Here is a 16,459-nt window from a genome sequence, read left to right on the forward strand (position 1 = left end):
TTATGCTCGCTTATATTGAAGGACGTTTACTGGAAACAACAACAAATTCGGCTATTTTACTTAGTGCCGGTGGTGTTGGTTATGAAGTTTTTATGACGAGTGCAAGTCTGTCTCAATTGCCAAATAAAGGTGAAACTGTTTGTGTTTATCTTTATACTGTGGTTAGAGAAGACGCTCTTGAATTATATGGTTTTTTTAGTTGGGACGAACGCCAAACTTTTATTTTGTTAACTTCAATTTCCAAAGTTGGAGCAAAAACCGCTTTAAGTATTCTAGCAACTTTTCGTCCTGATGATTTAAGAAAAATTGTTTTGGAAGACAATATTGAGGCTTTAACCAGAGTTTCGGGAATTGGTAAGAAAACGGCACAGCATGTCTTTTTAGAGCTGAAATATAAGCTTAAAACAGATGATATTAGTAGTGGTTCTATGATCTTAAGCGGCTCGTCTCCGTCTGTTTTAAGAGAGGCGGTAACAGGTTTGTTAAACTTGGGTTATGCTGAAGAGGAAGCAGAAAAAACTGTTAGAGAAGTTTTAAGCTCTACCCCTGAGCTTGATGTTTCCGGGGCTTTAAGAGCCGCCTTAAAGAAACTTGCCTCGTTATCTGGGCGAAGATAAAGAAGTTTAACTTTTGGTTGTTTCTGTTCAAAACAATAAAGATGTGAGATATAACCAACGTATAGGAGCAAGAGATGACGCATTCCGATCAGGGTGTGGAAACCTCAAATATACATAATATTGATGAGACTATTCGTCCGAAAAGGCTTGATGACTTTATAGGACACAAAGCACTCAGAGAAAACCTTAAAGTCTATATCCAAGCCGCCTTAGAACGAGGTCAGGCTTTGGATCATACTATTTTTTATGGTAATCCCGGTCTTGGAAAAACAACTCTGGCTCAAATTATGGCGTCAGAACTTGGGGTTAATCTTGTATCAACTTCCGGTCCTGTCTTGGAACGTAGCGGAGACTTGGCGGCGATTTTAACCAACTTGGGTAAACACGATATTCTCTTTGTTGATGAAATTCACCGTATGCCTATCAGTGTTGAAGAAGTTCTTTACCCAGCTATGGAAGATTTTAAATTAGACTTGGTCGTAGGGCAAGGACCGGCGGCAAGAACCGTTAAGATTGACCTTGAACCTTTTACTTTAGTTGGGGCAACAACACGCATCGGTTTGTTGTCTTCTCCTTTGCGAGATCGTTTTGGCGTAATACAGCGCTTAGAGTTTTATACGCCTGATGAACTTGCAAAAATAGTTACGCGTACAGCTCGTATTTTAAAAGTAAAAATTAGTCCTGATGGTGCTTTGGAAATTGGTAAACGTTCTAGGGGAACTCCGCGTATTGCCAACAGACTTTTACGCCGTGTCAGAGATTTTTGTGCGGTTAACGGAGCCAAAAAACTTGGTGTGGAAGAAGCTTCGCAGGCTTTGGAGCGTATGGACGTTGATGAAATCGGTTTGGATTATATGGACAGAAAAATGTTACAAGTTTTGATAGAGTTTTACAATGGTGGTCCTGTTGGTTTAAAGACTTTGGCAACGGCTTGTTCGGAAGATGTCCGTACTTTAGAAGATATTTATGAACCATATTTGATTCAGTGTGGTTTTTTACAGCGTACCCCAAGAGGCAGAATAGCAACACCCAAAGCGTATCTTCATTTAAAGACAGGGCTTTTAAAATAATACTTATTTCAAAGCGTATGAAAAAACGGAGTAACTTTTTTAATAGGGTTACTCCGTTTTATGTTTTTACATTTCTTCGCTTAAAGAAAGGGCGGCTTCAAAAATCCCTTCTGATAGAGTAGGGTGAGCGTGGATAGTTTGGGCGATATCTTTAACACTTGCTCTCATTTTTAACGCCAAAGTTAACTCAGCGATTAATTCGGAAGATGTCCGTACTTTAGAAGATATTTATGAACCATATTTGATTCAGTGTGGTTTTTTACAGCGTACCCCAAGAGGCAGAATAGCAACACCCAAAGCGTATTTTCATTTAAAGACAGGGCTTTTAAAATAATACTTATTTCAAAGTGTATGAAAAAACGGAGTAACTTTTTTAATAGGGTTACTCCGTTCTATGTTTTTATATTTCTTCGCTTAAAGAAAGGGCGGCTTCAAAAATCCCTTCTGATAAAGTAGGGTGGGCGTGGATAGTTTGGGCGATGTCTTTAACACTTGCTCTCATTTTTAACGCCAAAGTTAACTCAGCGATTAATTCGGTCGCATAAGCCCCTGAAATATTTGCACCAAGCAAACGCCCCGTTTTTGTTTCCGCTACTAGCTTAACCAAGCCGGGAAGTTCGCCGAGAGCGTGGGCTTTTCCTAACTCACGCATTAAGACTGATGTGGTTTTAACCTCTAAGCCTTTTGCTTTGGCTTCTTGTTCGGTTATTCCGACTGTTCCTATTTCGGGCATTGTGAAGATAGCACTTGGTACAACGCTGTAGTCCATTTTTTCAGTTTCGCCAAAAATGTTTTTGATTACACATAACCCCTCGGCAGCAGCGACATGAGCCAACATTATTTTAGTTGGTCCCAGAACATCGCCTATCGCATAAATATTCTTTATAGAGCTTTCAAGATAATCATTTACTTTAATCCAGCCTCGTTCATCAGTTGAAACACCAACTTGTTCAAGATTTAAACCTTGAGTTTGGGGAATGCGTCCGACACTGATTAATACGGTATCGCTTTCCAGCTCTGTTGTATTATCATTATCTATAGCTTTTATTGTAACTTTTAAACCGTTTTCATTTTGTTCGTAACTTTGCACACTTTGTTTTACAATTACGTTAATACCGCTTTTTTTGGCTTCTCTTTGTAAAAGTTTACTTAGTTCAAGGTCAACGGAAGCTAAAGGCAAAAGGCGATCTTGGGCTTCGATAATCGTTACTTTTGAGCCAAAAGCCGCATAAATGAACGCCATTTCACAACCAATTACACCACCGCCGACAATACATAGGCGTTTGGGAACTGATTCCAAATTTAACATATCATCACTGGATAAAATATTTTTTTGATCAAAGGCAAAGTTTTTAAGTTCTAAATTGCGAGAGCCTGTTGCAATAATAATAAAATCACTTTCAATTTTTGTGTTTGTGTTGTCATTAAGTTTTACTTCAACTGTGTTTTCGTTCAACAGAGAAGCTTTTCCGGCAATAAGCTTTATTTTTAAGGCGGAACATTTTTTTTCAAGCCCACTACGTAAGATATTAATAACGCTGTCTTTACGATTTACAACAGTTTTCATATTGATGGAAAAATTAGTTGGTTGTTCTAAACCCAAACTTTCAAAGCGTTTTCCGAGCAGTATGGCATCAGCACTTGTTTTTATCGTTTTGGTTGGAATACAGCCCCAGTTTAAACAGGTTCCACCCAAAGATTCAGCTTCTATTAAAGTAACGGAAGCACCTCTTTTCGCCGCCGCAAAAGCTGCGGTATATCCCCCGGGGCCTCCGCCGATTATTGTAATGCGTAACATAAAAACTCCTCTGCGTTATTCTATTAAAGACTTAAAATAAATTGTTTTTTAATTTAGCCTATTATTTTATTCTTTTGGTAAAAATTCACATTCTCTGGCAGGATAATAACCGAACATTAAGGCTTCTTTGGCGGTTTTAAAAGCTATACGGTTTTGTGGTGCTATTTTCTCTCCGCCAGCACAATTTTTTGGAAAAAATCTTTTGCTTCTTTTATTGGCGATTACTGGTTGATAGCTTTGTTTTAAACTTAATACTTTCTTCCAAAGTCCACGTTCTGCTGTTATTGCTGCTTGTTGGGCTTTTAAAAAGCGTGAAGATTGTTCGGTGCTTAAGTTGGAAAAAGGATAAAAAATTACTAGACCTTCATAAAGTAGTAATTCATTTATTGAATGTTGGTTATTGTCAAATAATTCAACCAGCTGTCTTTTATATGTGTCATATATTTTTTGTTCAGCCTGTGTTGTGAGTGTTTGATTGAGGGCGAGTTCTTCCAAACGTTTTTTTGCCTCTTTTGCGTAATGATAACCAGATTCGACAACGATTCTATTTCTCATTTTAGCTAACTCGGGAGCATCAATCCCTAATAAACGCAGGCTTTCACCGCTTGGAGTTTTGAGGGTATCACCGTCAATAACACTTTGTACCTTTATAGTACCCTGTTCGGCAGGAAGGTTTGTTTGGTTTTGTTGTTCGGTAAAAAACCAAGCACAAAACAGAACAACTAAAAAATATATGAGTTTTTTGAGGGTAAGTTTACCTTTTGGTAGGGGAACTTTGATCGTTTTTTTTCGCATTTTTCTTAGCTATTATTGTGGATATTCTTGAAATTAATAAGCGTAATGAAACATAAAGAGTAATCATTACAAAAGCATAACCAAATTCTTTATTAAAGTATGGAACAATAACAATTGAAATTCCATCAAAATGGAGTTTTAACCAGCCTAAAGCAAAAGGTAGGGGCCATAAAGAAGCTGTAAATAAGGTTGCCCCGATAAAAAAGTTTTTTCCAAAAGAATCGTGTGCCATTTTGTTTACTGATTTAAAAAGCTCTTTATCACCGGTATTGGCGGCTTTAATTGATAGATCATGCAGGTGTTGGAGTTCGTCGTTTTCTTTTTGGTAATAGGCTCTATTTAATCTGTATAACAATTTTTGTGTGAGTTTGCCAATGATAATACATAATAAGGCAAGGCACAGAGTTCCAAACCAAAATGCAAGATATACATTTTCAAACAAGCGATACGGTTGAATTAAGATAAAGTCGATTACAAATAAAATATATGAAAGATTAGGCATTATTGGCGAGTATTGTGTTAAAGTGTTTTTACTTGAAATCAAGTACATTTGCAGTTAAAATAACAAACTAAGGCATTACAAAACTCTGTTTTGCGTACTTTTTTCATCGTGTTCTTATTCGTGGTTTTTAGATGAGACTATTGTGTAATAGCCTCAGACTGTAAACAAGTTAAAACAGTGTTTATCATGTAAGGTTGTCGGAGTACAATATTATTTTAACCTAAAGTGGAGATGTTGAATGTCATTAAGTCGTGAGCATTATAAAAAAATTTTGTGTATAAGAACAGATAGGTTAGGAGATATGCTCGTTACGACTCCGGGTTTTAAAGCTTTACGTCAACACTTTCCTTCCGCACAGATTGATGTTTTAGCGAGCCAAGATAATTTTTTTGCCCTCAATGGTAACAATGATATAGATAAGGTTTTGGTTTTTTATAAAAATAAACCGACAACTTGGCTAAAACTTTTTACTGATCTGTTTAAAGCCAAGTATGATTTGGTCATAGTTTTTAGCGGAGGCTCAAAAACTTCGGCATGGTTGGCAAAATTGACTAATTGTAAAACGATTTATGCCATTACAGGTGGTAAAAAACATTGGATTTATACAAAAAAATTTTTTGTACCCAATTCAACACATCAAATTACTTCTCTTGCTAACGCCTTAAATTTGATGGGAATTAAAGTAGAAGATACTCAAATGAGCTTTTTTATTTCGGAACAAGACAAAGAAAAAATTAATAATTTGTATCCTCGTAAACCTGATTTAAAGAGAGTGGGCTTATTTATTGGAAATATAAAAAAAGAACGCACCAGATGGCCTGTTGAAAAGTTTAAAGAGCTATCAGACAAGCTTTTAAAGCATAATCTTGAGGTTTTTGTTGTTGCCGGTCCGGGTGATGTTCCGCTATTGGAAATATTTAAAGCGAATATGTGTGAACACAGATATTTATATATTAGTTCAAGCTTAAGTGAAGCGGCGGCTTTAATTAAAACCTTTGATCTTTTTGTTACATCATCATCAGGCCCTCAACATGTGGCTGTTGCAATTGGAACCACTTGTCTTGGGGTAACTCATAGGTCGGCTTCTACTTGGACTCCTTTTGGTGAACAACATACTACTATCTTTTCAGATGTTTATGACGATACAAGACCTATTCCGGTTGATATTGTGTATGAAACAGCGTTAAAAAAGCTTAGTTTGTCTGTTTAGTTAGGCTTTAAGTGTTGCTGTTAAACAAACTACGGCTTTTAATCCTTTTTTTTCACCGGTAAAGCCGAGTTTTTCTTCTGTTGTTGCTTTAAAATTTATTTTGTGTTCAGGAATATTTAAGAGATTACTAACGTTTTTCACAATTTGATTTCTATATGGAGCAAGTTTTGGGGCTTGTGCCACTATCGTCATATCGACAAAGTTTAGGGTCAAGCCTTTTTGTTCTGTAAGTTCAAGAACTTCTGATAACAAAACGCCACTGCTGATGTTTTCATAGCGTGGGTCGTTATCAGGGAACATGATCCCTATATCTCCCGCATTAATACAAGATAAAATAGCGTCCATAAGTGAGTGTAACAAGACATCTCCGTCAGAGTGGGCTTTAACTTGCCATGAACCGGGTATAAGAACGCCGCCCAAAACCAAGGGGCGATCTCCGCCGTAGGCGTGTACATCATAGCCAAAGGCTACTCGCATTTCATCTTTGTTTTCTTGTGGACTCAGATATTTTAAATCGCTTTTTGTAGTGATTTTAATATTATCCGTTTCTCCCTCAATGATTACCACTTTAAAACCCTCAAGTTCCATCAAGGTTGCGTCGTCGCTTGCAATAATATTATTTTCTTTGGCTTTTTTGTGTGCGTCTTTGAGTTCTTTAAGCTTAAATCCTTGAGGGGTTTGAACCGCTCTTAATAAATTGCGATCTGGGGTTTGTTTGACTTCAATCGTTCCATTGTTTTCTTGAATTTGTTTGATTGTGTCGCTTACTTTAACGCCGGGAATAACGGCATCGCCCCCGTCATTTAAAACCTGTATTATCTTGTTGGCTAAAGAGGTTGAGGCAAAAGGGCGAGCGGAATCGTGAATTAAAACATGAGTGCAAGAGTGAGGCAAACTATTTAAGGCGGCTTGTACGGAGTCTTGGCGTTCTTTTCCGCCTTTAACTTTTAAATAAGGAAGGTTAAGGCTGTTTTGTGCTTCAAGTTCTTCTACTAGATTGCTTGCAAATATAAATTCTTCTTCATGAGGCGGAAGCACCAAAACAATGCCTTTTAAACTTGGTACTTTGGAAAGATTTAAAGCGGAATTCCAAAATATAGGTAGATTATTTAACTGTAAATATTGTTTTTTTATATCGTTTTGTAAGCGTAAACCTTGACCGGCGGCGAGAATAATACCCCAATAGTTGTTCATAATTTATAGATAATTCCTAATAGTTGGTTTTTTATTAAATTTTTACGGAAGTAATATTTTAAAAACAGTTCCGTTTTCATCGCTTGTTGCGATAATTTTTCCGTTATGAGCCTCAATAATCTTTTGTGTTGTGGCTAAACCCAAACCTGTTCCTTCGGCACGAGTAGTAAAATAAGGATTAAAAATTTGTTCTAAATTTTCGGCTGAAATACCGTTTCCGTTGTCTTGAATAGTAATTTCAACTTTAAAATTTGTAGTTTGCTCTTGAATATTATGCAGGCTGATTTTGAGTTTTCCGCCATTTGGCATAGCCTCTAAGGCATTGAGCAAAATATTTAACAAGGCTTGAGATATTTTATCGGCATCATATTGTTTTTCACCAATATTTTCAAGTTCTTGTTCAATAATAATATTTTTCTTTTGAGCTTCGGAAGAAATAAGAACGCTTAGATGTTCTACCAATTGCTTTAACTCTACGTTTTGAATATTTAGAGAAAAGTCTTTTGAAAGATCGAGAAGGTTTGAAACCGCACGGTTTAAACGTTCTATCTCTTTAATCATGGCTTGTGCGGCTTCTTGTTCCGGGCTTTGGGGTTTAAAAAGGTTATAAAAGATCGTTGCGTAACCTTTAATTGAACTTAACGGGTTACGAATTTCATGAGCAACTCCGGCGGATAAATGTCCGATTGCAGCGAGTTTTTCACTTTTTTGCAAAGAGTTTTGTAAGTCTTTTATCTTGGTTTGATCTCGAATTAAGAGCATATCAACAAGTTTGGTTTTATCTGTTGCATTGATATTATATTGAAGTAATTTTTTCCAAAAAGGTAAGTATTTTCGCCTGTATACTCTTGAGGCCCTTATTTCAAAGCAGTGTTTGTTCTTTTCAGCGTTATCATTTAAAAGATCAAGATATATTTCTTCGCTGTTGATAAAGTTGTTCTTTTCTAATTTAATAAAAACTTTTTGTAAAAAGTCAGGCAAAATTGGCTTATTATCTTTTTTTTGCTTAGTTTTTGTAGTAGTTTCCGGTGTTTCATCTTTTTTCTTGGGTAGTAATAGTGCATTTTTTAATAAATCTTTTGCTTTTGAGTTGAGAAAGATTATTTGCTGTTTGGAATTTAAAATGATCAAGGCATCAGGAAAATTACTCATGATTTCTTTTGATAAGACCTGGGTATCTTTTAACAATTTATAAGTTTTAGTTAAATTTTCCCACCAAAAAATTAAAATCAGAATAATTAGAGAGATTAAAAGTATTGTGATATTTTTTAATGTGTTGTTATAGTTTAAAGTTTCTTGAGTAATTAATAAAGGCTTAGGGTCATAAGCCACAAAAATCAGAGCTGATAAACCTAACCCTCGATTTTCAAAAGTAAAATTTTTAATATGTTCATTTTCATCGTATATATTTGGCTTTGAGCTGTTAAAAGTCCTTCTGAAGGGCGTAAATTCTCGATAAACCAAAAAGACCGAAGAGTCCTCTACATCCATTAATGCCCATTTGACGAAAGTATCAGGCTGTAACAATTCCAAATCATAAGGAGAAAATAGGGCAGAACCGATATATCTTGGGTTTGTGTGTGCCAAAATTTTTCCGTTTGGGTCAGTAATTGCAATAAAATTAATATCTTGTTGTCCGCTTAATTCGTGTAAAATTTGTTTTATAGTATTTTTTAAAGCCGGCATGGAACGCCCATTACTACGAGTTGCCGCTTCGATTGCAATAAAGAGGGCATCGGCTTTTTCTGCTAGAATAGTCGTAGTTTGGTTTTCGCTGTTGTTTTGAGTATTAAAAAATAAAACACCCCAGACTATGGAAATAAGGGCGATAATTCCAATAATTCCCAGAGCGGAGATGCGTAAAGTCAGGTTTTTCATGGTATTTATTGAGATGGGGAGGTTACAGCGTTTTTATTGTTTGTTTTAAAGTGTTGCCATGCGTTTTGTTCGTTAAACGACCAAAGTGGTTTATATTTATTTTTTAGTTGAGTGTCGGGAATAATTAAGTTTGCAGGTTTTGTGTTATTATCTAAAACAAAATTTATATTGTCAACTCTGGCGACTAAAAAGGCATGCCTTACCGGATGGTTGAACATTTCTACGATAACAATACGCAACTCTTGAGGTTTAAAATTTACGGCTCTTAGGGCATAATATTTTGCGATGGCAAAGTCTTCGCAGTCTCCACCTATAGTAGAAAATTCTGTTGGAGTTGACCAGTGTTCATCTTGTTGAAAAAGTTTATTGTCGTTACCACGTTTTTGGCGATTAAAAAATCCGTTTATTGTTCTGAGTATTGTTTTTTTGTCCATCTGTGGTGATTTTTTAAGGATATAAAGCCAGTTTTCGGCATAAGGTAGGGGTAGCCTTGAGCCTTGCTTTGCCTTGTTTGAGTCAGTTTTGAAAAAACTGGGATTATTTTTTTCTTTTTGTTGAATATCTTCCCAAAGTTTTGCGTAATATTGCCATTCCGGTTGATTGCCTGCTAAAACTTCGGAATATTCAAATAAATTCCATGCAATGTCTTCTTTTAAGTTATTGTTGACTGTCTGTTGTTCCGGATTTATTGTGGGTTGTCTTTTATTGTTGCTTTGTGTTTGAGCTATGGCTTGATTTGTTCCAATGGCGACAATGACCCAGACAATCAGGTAAAGAAATACTTTTTTTATAATATATCTATTTATAAACATTTGTAATTGTCCTATTACGCTTTAATTAATAATTGGAAAGTCTATTATGTCATTTAAACAAAATTTTGAACAAGAGGCAAGTAAAAAGCCTCTTTCTCCTGCTTTAATGCTTCAAGGTACTTCGTCTCATGTTGGAAAAAGTATATTGACTGCTGCTTTTTGTCGTTATTATTATCAACTTGGGTTTAAAGTTGCTCCGTTTAAAGCTCAAAATATGAGTTCAAAGCTTTATGTAACTAGCGATGGTCTTTGTATTAGTACGGCTCAAGCACTGCAAGCACAAGCGGCAAAAGTTGTGCCTGATGTGCGTATGAACCCTATTTTATTAAAACCTGAAAAGTTAAAAAACGGAGAAAGCGGGGTAGAGGTTTTTTGGCTTGGAAAAAGTCAAGGAATAATGCCGATTCAAGAATATTTTGCCAAAAAAGAAGAATATTTCAAAGGGGTTTGTGAGGTTTATGCTGAGTTAAGCTCTGAAAATGATATAATAATTTTAGAAGGAGCAGGAAGCCCGGCGGAAATTAACCTAAGAGATCAAGACCTTGTGAATATGCGTATGGCAGACTTTGCCAAAGCTAAGGTGCTTTTGATCGGTGATATTGAACGTGGCGGAGTATTTGCTTCTCTCGTTGGAACTTTAGCTTTGCTTTTACCACCAGAGAGAGACTTGGTTGTTGGGCTGATTATTAATAAATTTCGTGGTGATTTCAGCATCTTACAACCGGGGTTGGAATTGCTTTTACAATATACCGAAAAACCTTGTTTAGGCGTGTTGCCTTATATTGATGTTGAGCTTCCCGAAGAAGACTCTTTGGGTTCGGGTTTAGTTTTGAGTCCACAAAACTTAGATGATTTGAAACAACTTGACCCCGCATTGGATAATTTAGCGGTTTTGATAAAAAAATATTTGAATTTAAGCGAGATAAATTTAATTTAGTGTTTTCCCGAAGCCCCTAAGTTCCGCAGGAGTGTGCTGTTACGTTTTGGCATAATAATATAAGTATAAATTATTCCTGAGATTACATATAATATTAACATACAAAAGCTTAACAATTTTGGCTCGGAAAGCAGTAAAACAAATAAAAATATGGCAGTTGTCATTGAACTAAAGGGGTGAGTTTTAAACATTCCGTAATCTTTAAAAGAAGTATAACGAATACGGCTAACCATACATAACGCCAATATAACCGTTAAAACCAAGGTGAAACCGGGAAGGGCATTTAAGAAAAGGTCAGGTAAATAGGATTGCACAAACACAAGGCTGCTTAAAGTACAACCAGCCGCAGGAATAGGCAGGCCAATAAAAAATTTATTGCTTATACTTGCGGTCATGACATTGAAGCGTGCCAGCCTTAAAGCACCGCAAACTAAAAATAAAAATGCAACGGCTACCCCGGTTCTTCCGAAATCGCCTAAAAACCAGAAATATGCCAAACACGCAGGGGCGGCTCCAAAAGAAACCAAATCAGCCAAAGAGTCATATTGTACGCCAAACTCACTGGCAGTGTTGGTAAGGCGCGCTACTCTTCCGTCAAGTCCGTCCATCAATGCCGCAAAAAAGATTGCTGCTGCCGCACCTTCAAAATTACCTTTTGATGCTAAAATAATAGCAAAAAAACCGGCAAACAGGCTTGCGGAAGTAAACAGGTTTGGCAATATATAAACACCCTTGTGAGGCGATTTTTTTTCTGATTCTTGCATTGAATTATCTCGGTTATATTGAATTATAAAGTTGTTTTTTTGTTGGCAATCAGGCTTTGTCCGGCGAAAACTTTATCACCGATTCTTACGTTTGATTCATAGCTTTCAGGCAAATATATGTCAACTCTTGAACCAAATTTGATCATACCAAAGCGTTCACCTGATTCCAGATTGTCTCCGCTTTCTACTCTGCATACGATACGCCTTGCAATCAGACCGGCTATTTGTATAAAAGTCCAGTTATTCCCTTCATGATCTTTAAGATTATAGGCACAACGTTCGTTGTCTGATGAGGCTTTGTCCCACGATGCATTTAAAAACTTTCCCGGAAAATAGCGAATTTCTTCAATTTTGCCTTTTATCGGGCTACGATTAACATGAACAGAAAAGACATTCATAAAAATGGAGATACAGGTACGCTCTTCACCACTAAAAGGGTCTTGTTGATTTTTTATTTTGATGATGTGTCCATCAGCCGGGCTGACGGCAAATCTATCTTGCAACTCTTTGTCATAAGCCGGGATACGCTCAGGGTCTCTAAAAAAATAAGCAGAGAACCAAGTTAACAACAAAAAGACAAAGGAAAGAAACTCAATATCCATGAGGGCAAAAGCAATAGCACTAAAAGCGGTTAAAGCTATAGAAGGAATACCCTCTGGCGTTATACCTATACGAGGTTTTTGCATTAAAACTCCAGTTTATATGTTTTATTTTTTATTGATACGGTATTATATCTTAAGAGCATTGCAAAACTGTTTTTTGCGTGTTTTTTTCATCGTTTTATGTTCTTTATGCATAACATAAAAAGCCTTAAGACACAAGATCACACATTTTACAGGAAAATTAATTTTTCCATATTATATTCGAGGGAATACCCCAGAAGTTCTCAAGATTCTCACGTCCACTGGCAGGCAAAGCCAGCCCATTGTCTTTTTATTTCGAGGGTTTCACCCCCGAGACCCCGCAAAATTCTCAAGGTCCACTGGCAGGCAAAGCCAGCCCATTGTCCTTAATTCGTATTTTTTGGAGTGTCTTCCAGAATTAAGCTTTTTAAGAGGCTATTCTACAATAGTCTCAATTTATAATTACATTAATCTTTAATTAATACTAAATCATTTTATATGTCAAATTATTCTTGGCATAAAAAAACAGGAAGCTGTTTAAAACTCCCTGTTTTTTTGTAAATATGTATTATTTTATTGAATGCGAAATGTGGTTTCTACGTTTGTCATTGCCAGTAATTGAGATTGACGCACTTCGTGTTGAGCCGTTTTGTTTTTAAATATATTATAGTGGTTTATTTGTTCTTGCGGCGTGGTCTGGGTTTCGTCTCTGGTATCATCTTGGGTATTGAGTTGTTGTGCTTTATCTTGTTGATGAGAAGCAATAATTTCCTCTATTAATCTTCTGGCTTCGGGAGAAATAGAAACCTGATCTCCGACTCCGTATGGATTATTGATAGAACTTTGGTTTTGATTTTGAGGCGTATTTAAACTGCCGAGTAGTGCTTTTGATAATAACTGAGCCGCTGATTGTTGAGTATTATAATCATCAAAGTTAGAAGTATTGTTGATATGATTCAGCATGATTTAGCTCCTTTTCATAATAGGAAATTTTTTCCCTGTTTTTGAATCTAAATAAGTAAATGCAAAAAGCGTTCAAAGACGATGATCTTTAAACGCTTTTAAGCTGAATATATGTTGTTTGAAATATAACTATAAGACTATTGTACAATAGTCTCTACGTGGCTTCCGCGAGGAAGACACTCCAAAAAGCACGAATAAAGCCACTAGGTTGGCTTTGCCTGTTAGTGGATTTGGGGGCTTCGGAGGTATCCCCAGAAACAAAGGGAAAATTAAATTTTCCTTTAAAATTAGTGATTTTTGTGGCTTAATACGTTTTATTCTATGTGTATACAGAGCATAAAACGATGATAGAAGCACGCAAAACCGAGTTTTGCAATGGTCTTACTATAGAGAAACTAGTAAAAAGTTGCCCAAATTAAAAATCTTAAAATGTAACAATTAAAGGAATACTGTGTTTTTGTTTTGATATTTCTTGAGTATTATTCAATTTCCATTTTGCAGTCGAACTATCTTTATTTACTGCCAATAAAAGTTCTTTAACCATTTTATTAATATTGATAATTGGGTGTCTGGAAAAAACTTGAGGTAGCCCGTAAGTTAAGCTACAAACCAAGCATTTTCCTTGGCGTTGTAATAAATCTAAAGAAAATTCAAGCTGATCTTCAGAACCTTGAACAAAGCTTAGCTCAATGTCATACGCCCCTTCTTCAGCTCCGCCAAATAAGGCTTCAAAAAATTCATCAGTACGCTCAGGGGGGAAAACAGAAAGTAACAATTCTTTATTAAAAACAGTATGGTAGTTTGACATTATTACCTCGTTATAAATATCTTAAAAAAATGATTAAGGAATTTTGGTTTTTATCAAAAGCTTTGTTAAAAAGAAAGTTTTTTGTTTGTGAGTAATTTGTAGGGAGAGTTTATTCTTTAATTTTTGTGGAAACAGGCAGGCTAAAATCTTGTTGATATTTTAAATAACATAATTCCGCACTTATTTCTTGATTTTTTATACTAAAGACAACATATCCGCCTGATGCGAAAGCCCCGGGGTTAATAATCAAGGTTTTTCCGATACGATCAACCCCGCTTGATTCATGAATATGTCCACAAATACATAAAGCAGGTTGATATTCTTGAATAAATTCTTTGACTGCGTTACTTCCGACATGGATATTATCTTGAATTTTATCACAAACGGTATCAATCGGCGGCATATGAGATATAAGAATAAGCTGTTGATAACCTTTTGCGTTATGTTCGGTTTCTTCTAGCCATTCTGCCAACCTTGAATCAGGAAATTCACTTGGTGTTCCAAACGGTGTAAAACTAGAACAACCTAAGCCCATTAAGCTTATTTTTGGAGTCAATTTTACAGACTTACGATGAATATTACGCTTTTTTTCTTCAAGCCATGTGGTTACTTCGCCCCTATCCATATTTCCTATTTGTGCTAAAATATTGTTGTTGTATTCGGCTATTGCGTCAATAACTTTTGCCGCTTGTTTGATTCCGCCACAAACCGTTAAGTCTCCGCTAACAATAACTGCTTCCGCCTCTTTAATTCCGGGAATTTCCCCAATGCGAGCAATATCATCATGAATATCTCCAATAACGATCCAAAAAGGGGAGGAGGAATTTTTTTCTGTTGTACATTCCGAAAGTTTTTGGGTTGTGTTTTCCATTTTGATGTTTCCTGTTTAATGCTTCGTAGGGGGGAAATGATTTTTATCTAACTTAATTTATTAAGAACTTGAGCAAGTAAGTTGTTAGTCTATTGTTTTTATTTAACTGTTTGGTTAAGAAAATCATTCAGTAGCTTTTTTGTTATAAAAATTATAAGCTAAATTACTTTTTTTCAAAAGGGCTATTTTCGCAAATGTTAAAAAAAAATAAATCTCAAATACGCCAGGCTGTTAAAGCACTGGAAGCACAAGTTGATAAAACGGTAAAAAATGAATTGCCTTTAAAAATTCAACACAACTTACTTAACTCGAAAGAGTGGAAAGAAGCCGAACTTGTTGGTTTATATATGCCGTTGGCGGACGAAGCTCAAACTAATTTACTATTTAAATCGGCTCTTGCCATGAAAAAAGTAATTTTACTGCCACGTTGTATAGAAATCTATCTTGAGGATAAGGTTTTAGGCAAGACGCTGAGGAGTATAGAATTTGTACCCTGTCATTCTTTAGACGAACTCTCAACTCAAAAATTTGGTATTTTAGAACCGCTACCAACCCTGAAAGCTTTGACCCCCGGCGAAGGTATATTTACGCCAAAAACAAAAAAAACTTTGTTTATTATTCCGGGGCGAGCCTTTGACCTTAATGGCGGAAGGCTTGGGCGTGGTGCCGGCTATTATGATACATATTTATCAAACCCTTTATTAAAAGAAGTTTTTTTAGTTGGCTATGGTTTTTCTTTTTCTGTATATCCTGCTTTACCGCTAGAACCGCATGATATAAAAATGAACGCTTTGTGTACGGATAAGGAGTTTATATGTTTCAAAAGTTAAATAAAAAAGCGCCTCAGGGTTTTATTCCTTTTAGTTTCCCGATTGTCACTAATATACATCACAATAAAAAATTTACAGTGCGTTGTGCGTTTCAAATGGCAAGTTTTGGCAATATGTCATTAAGCAATTGTGAACTAGCCGAACAACAAGATATAATAAACAGAAGGCAGTCTTTAAGCTCTTTATTGGGCTTTGAGCGTTGGGTTGAGTTAAAACAGGTGCATGGTGCAAATTTGGCTGTTAATCCTGATGCAACTGATTTTGCTTGTGATTCCGTATTGGAAGCCGACGGAGCTTGTACTTTTAAAGAAAATACGGCGTTATGTATTAAAACTGCTGATTGTCAGCCAATTTTAATAACACATAAAAGTGAACCCTTTATTTGTGCTTTGCATGTCGGTTGGCGTGGCAATGCTATGGAATTTATTCAAAGCGGTATTAAAAGCTTTTGTCAGGCATATAATTTAAAAGCGGTTGATTTACTGGCTGTAAGAGGCCCAAGTTTGGGACCGTCTAATTCTGAGTTTGTAAACTTTTCGATGGAATGGAATAAGAAATTTACACCTTGGTATAATTCTGAAAATAAGTTGATGAATTTGTGGCAGTTAACTAAAGATCAATTAAAAGATATAGGTCTTAAACCTGAAAATATTTATGCTTTAGATTTATGCACTTATTCTTTATCACCGTTTGGAGCGTTTTTTTCTCATCGCAACAAAGATAAAGGCAGGCAAGTTTCTTTAATTTGGCTTGAGTCTTGTTAGTAGCTATTTAAAAAAACACAACA

18 protein-coding genes and 1 pseudogene are annotated in these 16,459 nt (G+C 35.9%); 7 read left to right on the forward strand and 12 right to left on the reverse strand.

Annotation, left to right across the window (positions count from 1 at the left end; all coding sequences use genetic code 11):
• Positions 1 to 2 precede the first annotated feature (2 nt).
• Positions 3 to 617 carry a Holliday junction branch migration protein RuvA gene (gene ruvA, locus BT999_RS05820; RefSeq protein WP_072696833.1) on the forward strand — a complete coding sequence of 205 codons (615 nt, stop codon included), beginning with the start codon at positions 3 to 5 and terminating at the stop codon, positions 615 to 617.
• Positions 618 to 691: 74 nt separating this feature from the next.
• Entirely contained in the window at positions 692 to 1,687 is a 996-nt protein-coding gene (ruvB, locus tag BT999_RS05825) for a Holliday junction branch migration DNA helicase RuvB (RefSeq protein WP_072696834.1), read from the forward strand.
• Between the two features lie 66 nt (positions 1,688 to 1,753).
• On the opposite strand, the gene BT999_RS12605 is transcribed toward ruvB, so the two are convergent.
• On the reverse strand, positions 1,754 to 1,855 hold the full coding sequence (locus tag BT999_RS12605) for a hypothetical protein (RefSeq protein WP_084650611.1): 102 nt from the start codon (positions 1,853 to 1,855) through the stop codon (positions 1,754 to 1,756).
• Between the two features lie 31 nt (positions 1,856 to 1,886).
• Here BT999_RS12605 and BT999_RS12290 point away from each other — a divergent pair.
• Positions 1,887 to 2,021 (forward strand): annotated as a pseudogene (locus BT999_RS12290) (Holliday junction DNA helicase RuvB C-terminal domain-containing protein); the annotation flags it as partial.
• A 66-nt stretch (positions 2,022 to 2,087) separates the two neighbouring features.
• Here BT999_RS12290 and lpdA read toward each other — a convergent pair.
• The 3 genes from lpdA to BT999_RS05850 all read right to left on the reverse strand — a co-directional run bounded on the left by lpdA (position 2,088) and on the right by BT999_RS05850 (position 4,782).
• A complete protein-coding gene (lpdA, locus tag BT999_RS05840; RefSeq protein ID WP_072696835.1) occupies positions 2,088 to 3,485 on the reverse strand; it encodes a dihydrolipoyl dehydrogenase in 1,398 nt (465 codons plus the stop codon).
• A 66-nt stretch (positions 3,486 to 3,551) separates the two neighbouring features.
• Positions 3,552 to 4,280 (reverse strand): thermonuclease family protein, encoded by a 729-nt coding sequence (locus BT999_RS05845; protein ID WP_072696836.1) that lies wholly within the window; start codon positions 4,278 to 4,280, stop codon positions 3,552 to 3,554.
• On the reverse strand, positions 4,240 to 4,782 hold the full coding sequence (locus BT999_RS05850; protein WP_072696837.1) for a hypothetical protein: 543 nt from the start codon (positions 4,780 to 4,782) through the stop codon (positions 4,240 to 4,242). Before BT999_RS05850 ends, BT999_RS05845 begins: the two co-directional genes overlap by 41 nt.
• A 238-nt stretch (positions 4,783 to 5,020) precedes the next feature.
• Here BT999_RS05850 and BT999_RS05855 point away from each other — a divergent pair, with 238 nt between their 5' ends.
• Positions 5,021 to 5,992 (forward strand): glycosyltransferase family 9 protein, encoded by a 972-nt coding sequence (locus BT999_RS05855; protein WP_072696838.1) that lies wholly within the window; start codon positions 5,021 to 5,023, stop codon positions 5,990 to 5,992.
• Here BT999_RS05855 and BT999_RS05860 read toward each other — a convergent pair whose 3' ends face one another.
• The 3 genes from BT999_RS05860 to BT999_RS05870 are packed head-to-tail and all read right to left on the reverse strand — an operon-like array spanning position 5,993 to position 9,876.
• Entirely contained in the window at positions 5,993 to 7,186 is a 1,194-nt protein-coding gene (locus BT999_RS05860; RefSeq protein WP_072696839.1) for a bifunctional 2-C-methyl-D-erythritol 4-phosphate cytidylyltransferase/2-C-methyl-D-erythritol 2,4-cyclodiphosphate synthase, read from the reverse strand. It lies immediately after the preceding gene.
• 42 nt (positions 7,187 to 7,228) lie between these two features.
• The gene (locus tag BT999_RS05865) at positions 7,229 to 9,064 is read right to left on the reverse strand and encodes an ATP-binding protein (protein WP_072696840.1); all 1,836 of its coding nucleotides are present in this window, start codon (positions 9,062 to 9,064) and stop codon (positions 7,229 to 7,231) included.
• A gap of 5 nt (positions 9,065 to 9,069) precedes the next feature.
• The gene (locus tag BT999_RS05870; protein WP_072696841.1) at positions 9,070 to 9,876 is read right to left on the reverse strand and encodes a transglutaminase-like cysteine peptidase; all 807 of its coding nucleotides are present in this window, start codon (positions 9,874 to 9,876) and stop codon (positions 9,070 to 9,072) included.
• Positions 9,877 to 9,922: 46 nt separating this feature from the next.
• Between BT999_RS05870 and BT999_RS05875 the strand changes: the two genes are divergently transcribed.
• Positions 9,923 to 10,813: a cobyric acid synthase gene (locus BT999_RS05875; protein ID WP_072696842.1), complete on the forward strand. Its 891-nt coding sequence runs from the start codon at positions 9,923 to 9,925 to the stop codon at positions 10,811 to 10,813.
• Here BT999_RS05875 and pssA read toward each other — a convergent pair.
• The 5 genes from pssA to BT999_RS05900 form a co-directional block, all read right to left on the reverse strand.
• Positions 10,810 to 11,577 carry a CDP-diacylglycerol--serine O-phosphatidyltransferase gene (gene pssA, locus BT999_RS05880; RefSeq protein ID WP_072696843.1) on the reverse strand — a complete coding sequence of 256 codons (768 nt, stop codon included), beginning with the start codon at positions 11,575 to 11,577 and terminating at the stop codon, positions 10,810 to 10,812. The genes BT999_RS05875 and pssA overlap by 4 nt on opposite strands.
• A gap of 23 nt (positions 11,578 to 11,600) precedes the next feature.
• Entirely contained in the window at positions 11,601 to 12,263 is a 663-nt protein-coding gene (locus BT999_RS05885; protein ID WP_072696844.1) for a phosphatidylserine decarboxylase family protein, read from the reverse strand.
• Positions 12,264 to 12,773: 510 nt separating this feature from the next.
• Positions 12,774 to 13,163: a hypothetical protein gene (locus tag BT999_RS05890; RefSeq protein WP_072696845.1), complete on the reverse strand. Its 390-nt coding sequence runs from the start codon at positions 13,161 to 13,163 to the stop codon at positions 12,774 to 12,776.
• Positions 13,164 to 13,587: 424 nt separating this feature from the next.
• Positions 13,588 to 13,971, reverse strand: a complete 384-nt coding sequence (locus BT999_RS05895; RefSeq protein ID WP_072696846.1) for a pancreas/duodenum homeobox protein 1 — start codon at positions 13,969 to 13,971, stop codon at positions 13,588 to 13,590.
• Positions 13,972 to 14,080: 109 nt separating this feature from the next.
• A complete protein-coding gene (locus tag BT999_RS05900) occupies positions 14,081 to 14,842 on the reverse strand; it encodes a metallophosphoesterase family protein (protein WP_072696847.1) in 762 nt (253 codons plus the stop codon).
• Between the two features lie 194 nt (positions 14,843 to 15,036).
• On the opposite strand from BT999_RS05900, the gene BT999_RS05905 reads away from it, so the two are divergent.
• Positions 15,037 to 15,672 carry a 5-formyltetrahydrofolate cyclo-ligase gene (locus BT999_RS05905; protein WP_072696848.1) on the forward strand — a complete coding sequence of 212 codons (636 nt, stop codon included), beginning with the start codon at positions 15,037 to 15,039 and terminating at the stop codon, positions 15,670 to 15,672.
• Positions 15,657 to 16,436, forward strand: a complete 780-nt coding sequence (locus BT999_RS05910; protein ID WP_072696849.1) for a purine nucleoside phosphorylase YfiH/LACC1 family protein — start codon at positions 15,657 to 15,659, stop codon at positions 16,434 to 16,436. The genes BT999_RS05905 and BT999_RS05910 overlap by 16 nt, the downstream gene beginning before the upstream one ends.
• The last annotated feature ends 23 nt before the right edge of the window (positions 16,437 to 16,459 follow it).

The sequence above is a fragment of the Desulfovibrio litoralis DSM 11393 genome, assembly GCF_900143255.1.
Taxonomy (GTDB): domain Bacteria; phylum Desulfobacterota; class Desulfovibrionia; order Desulfovibrionales; family Desulfovibrionaceae; genus Frigididesulfovibrio_A; species Frigididesulfovibrio_A litoralis.

Coding starts and splice junctions, on each gene's coding strand:
- ruvA (WP_072696833.1), top strand. CDS start 3: ATGCTCGCTTATATTGAAGGACGTTTACTGGAAACAACAACAAATTCG.
- ruvB (WP_072696834.1), top strand. CDS start 692: ATGACGCATTCCGATCAGGGTGTGGAAACCTCAAATATACATAATATT.
- BT999_RS05845 (WP_072696836.1), bottom strand. CDS start 4,280: ATGCGAAAAAAAACGATCAAAGTTCCCCTACCAAAAGGTAAACTTACC.
- BT999_RS05905 (WP_072696848.1), top strand. CDS start 15,037: ATGTTAAAAAAAAATAAATCTCAAATACGCCAGGCTGTTAAAGCACTG.
- BT999_RS05875 (WP_072696842.1), top strand. CDS start 9,923: ATGTCATTTAAACAAAATTTTGAACAAGAGGCAAGTAAAAAGCCTCTT.
- BT999_RS05850 (WP_072696837.1), bottom strand. CDS start 4,782: ATGCCTAATCTTTCATATATTTTATTTGTAATCGACTTTATCTTAATT.
- BT999_RS05900 (WP_072696847.1), bottom strand. CDS start 14,842: ATGGAAAACACAACCCAAAAACTTTCGGAATGTACAACAGAAAAAAAT.
- BT999_RS05895 (WP_072696846.1), bottom strand. CDS start 13,971: ATGTCAAACTACCATACTGTTTTTAATAAAGAATTGTTACTTTCTGTT.
- BT999_RS12605 (WP_084650611.1), bottom strand. CDS start 1,855: ATGAGAGCAAGTGTTAAAGATATCGCCCAAACTATCCACGCTCACCCT.
- BT999_RS05855 (WP_072696838.1), top strand. CDS start 5,021: ATGTCATTAAGTCGTGAGCATTATAAAAAAATTTTGTGTATAAGAACA.
- lpdA (WP_072696835.1), bottom strand. CDS start 3,485: ATGTTACGCATTACAATAATCGGCGGAGGCCCCGGGGGATATACCGCA.
- BT999_RS05910 (WP_072696849.1), top strand. CDS start 15,657: ATGTTTCAAAAGTTAAATAAAAAAGCGCCTCAGGGTTTTATTCCTTTT.
- BT999_RS05870 (WP_072696841.1), bottom strand. CDS start 9,876: ATGTTTATAAATAGATATATTATAAAAAAAGTATTTCTTTACCTGATT.
- BT999_RS05860 (WP_072696839.1), bottom strand. CDS start 7,186: ATGAACAACTATTGGGGTATTATTCTCGCCGCCGGTCAAGGTTTACGC.
- BT999_RS05885 (WP_072696844.1), bottom strand. CDS start 12,263: ATGCAAAAACCTCGTATAGGTATAACGCCAGAGGGTATTCCTTCTATA.
- BT999_RS05890 (WP_072696845.1), bottom strand. CDS start 13,163: ATGCTGAATCATATCAACAATACTTCTAACTTTGATGATTATAATACT.
- BT999_RS05865 (WP_072696840.1), bottom strand. CDS start 9,064: ATGAAAAACCTGACTTTACGCATCTCCGCTCTGGGAATTATTGGAATT.
- pssA (WP_072696843.1), bottom strand. CDS start 11,577: ATGCAAGAATCAGAAAAAAAATCGCCTCACAAGGGTGTTTATATATTG.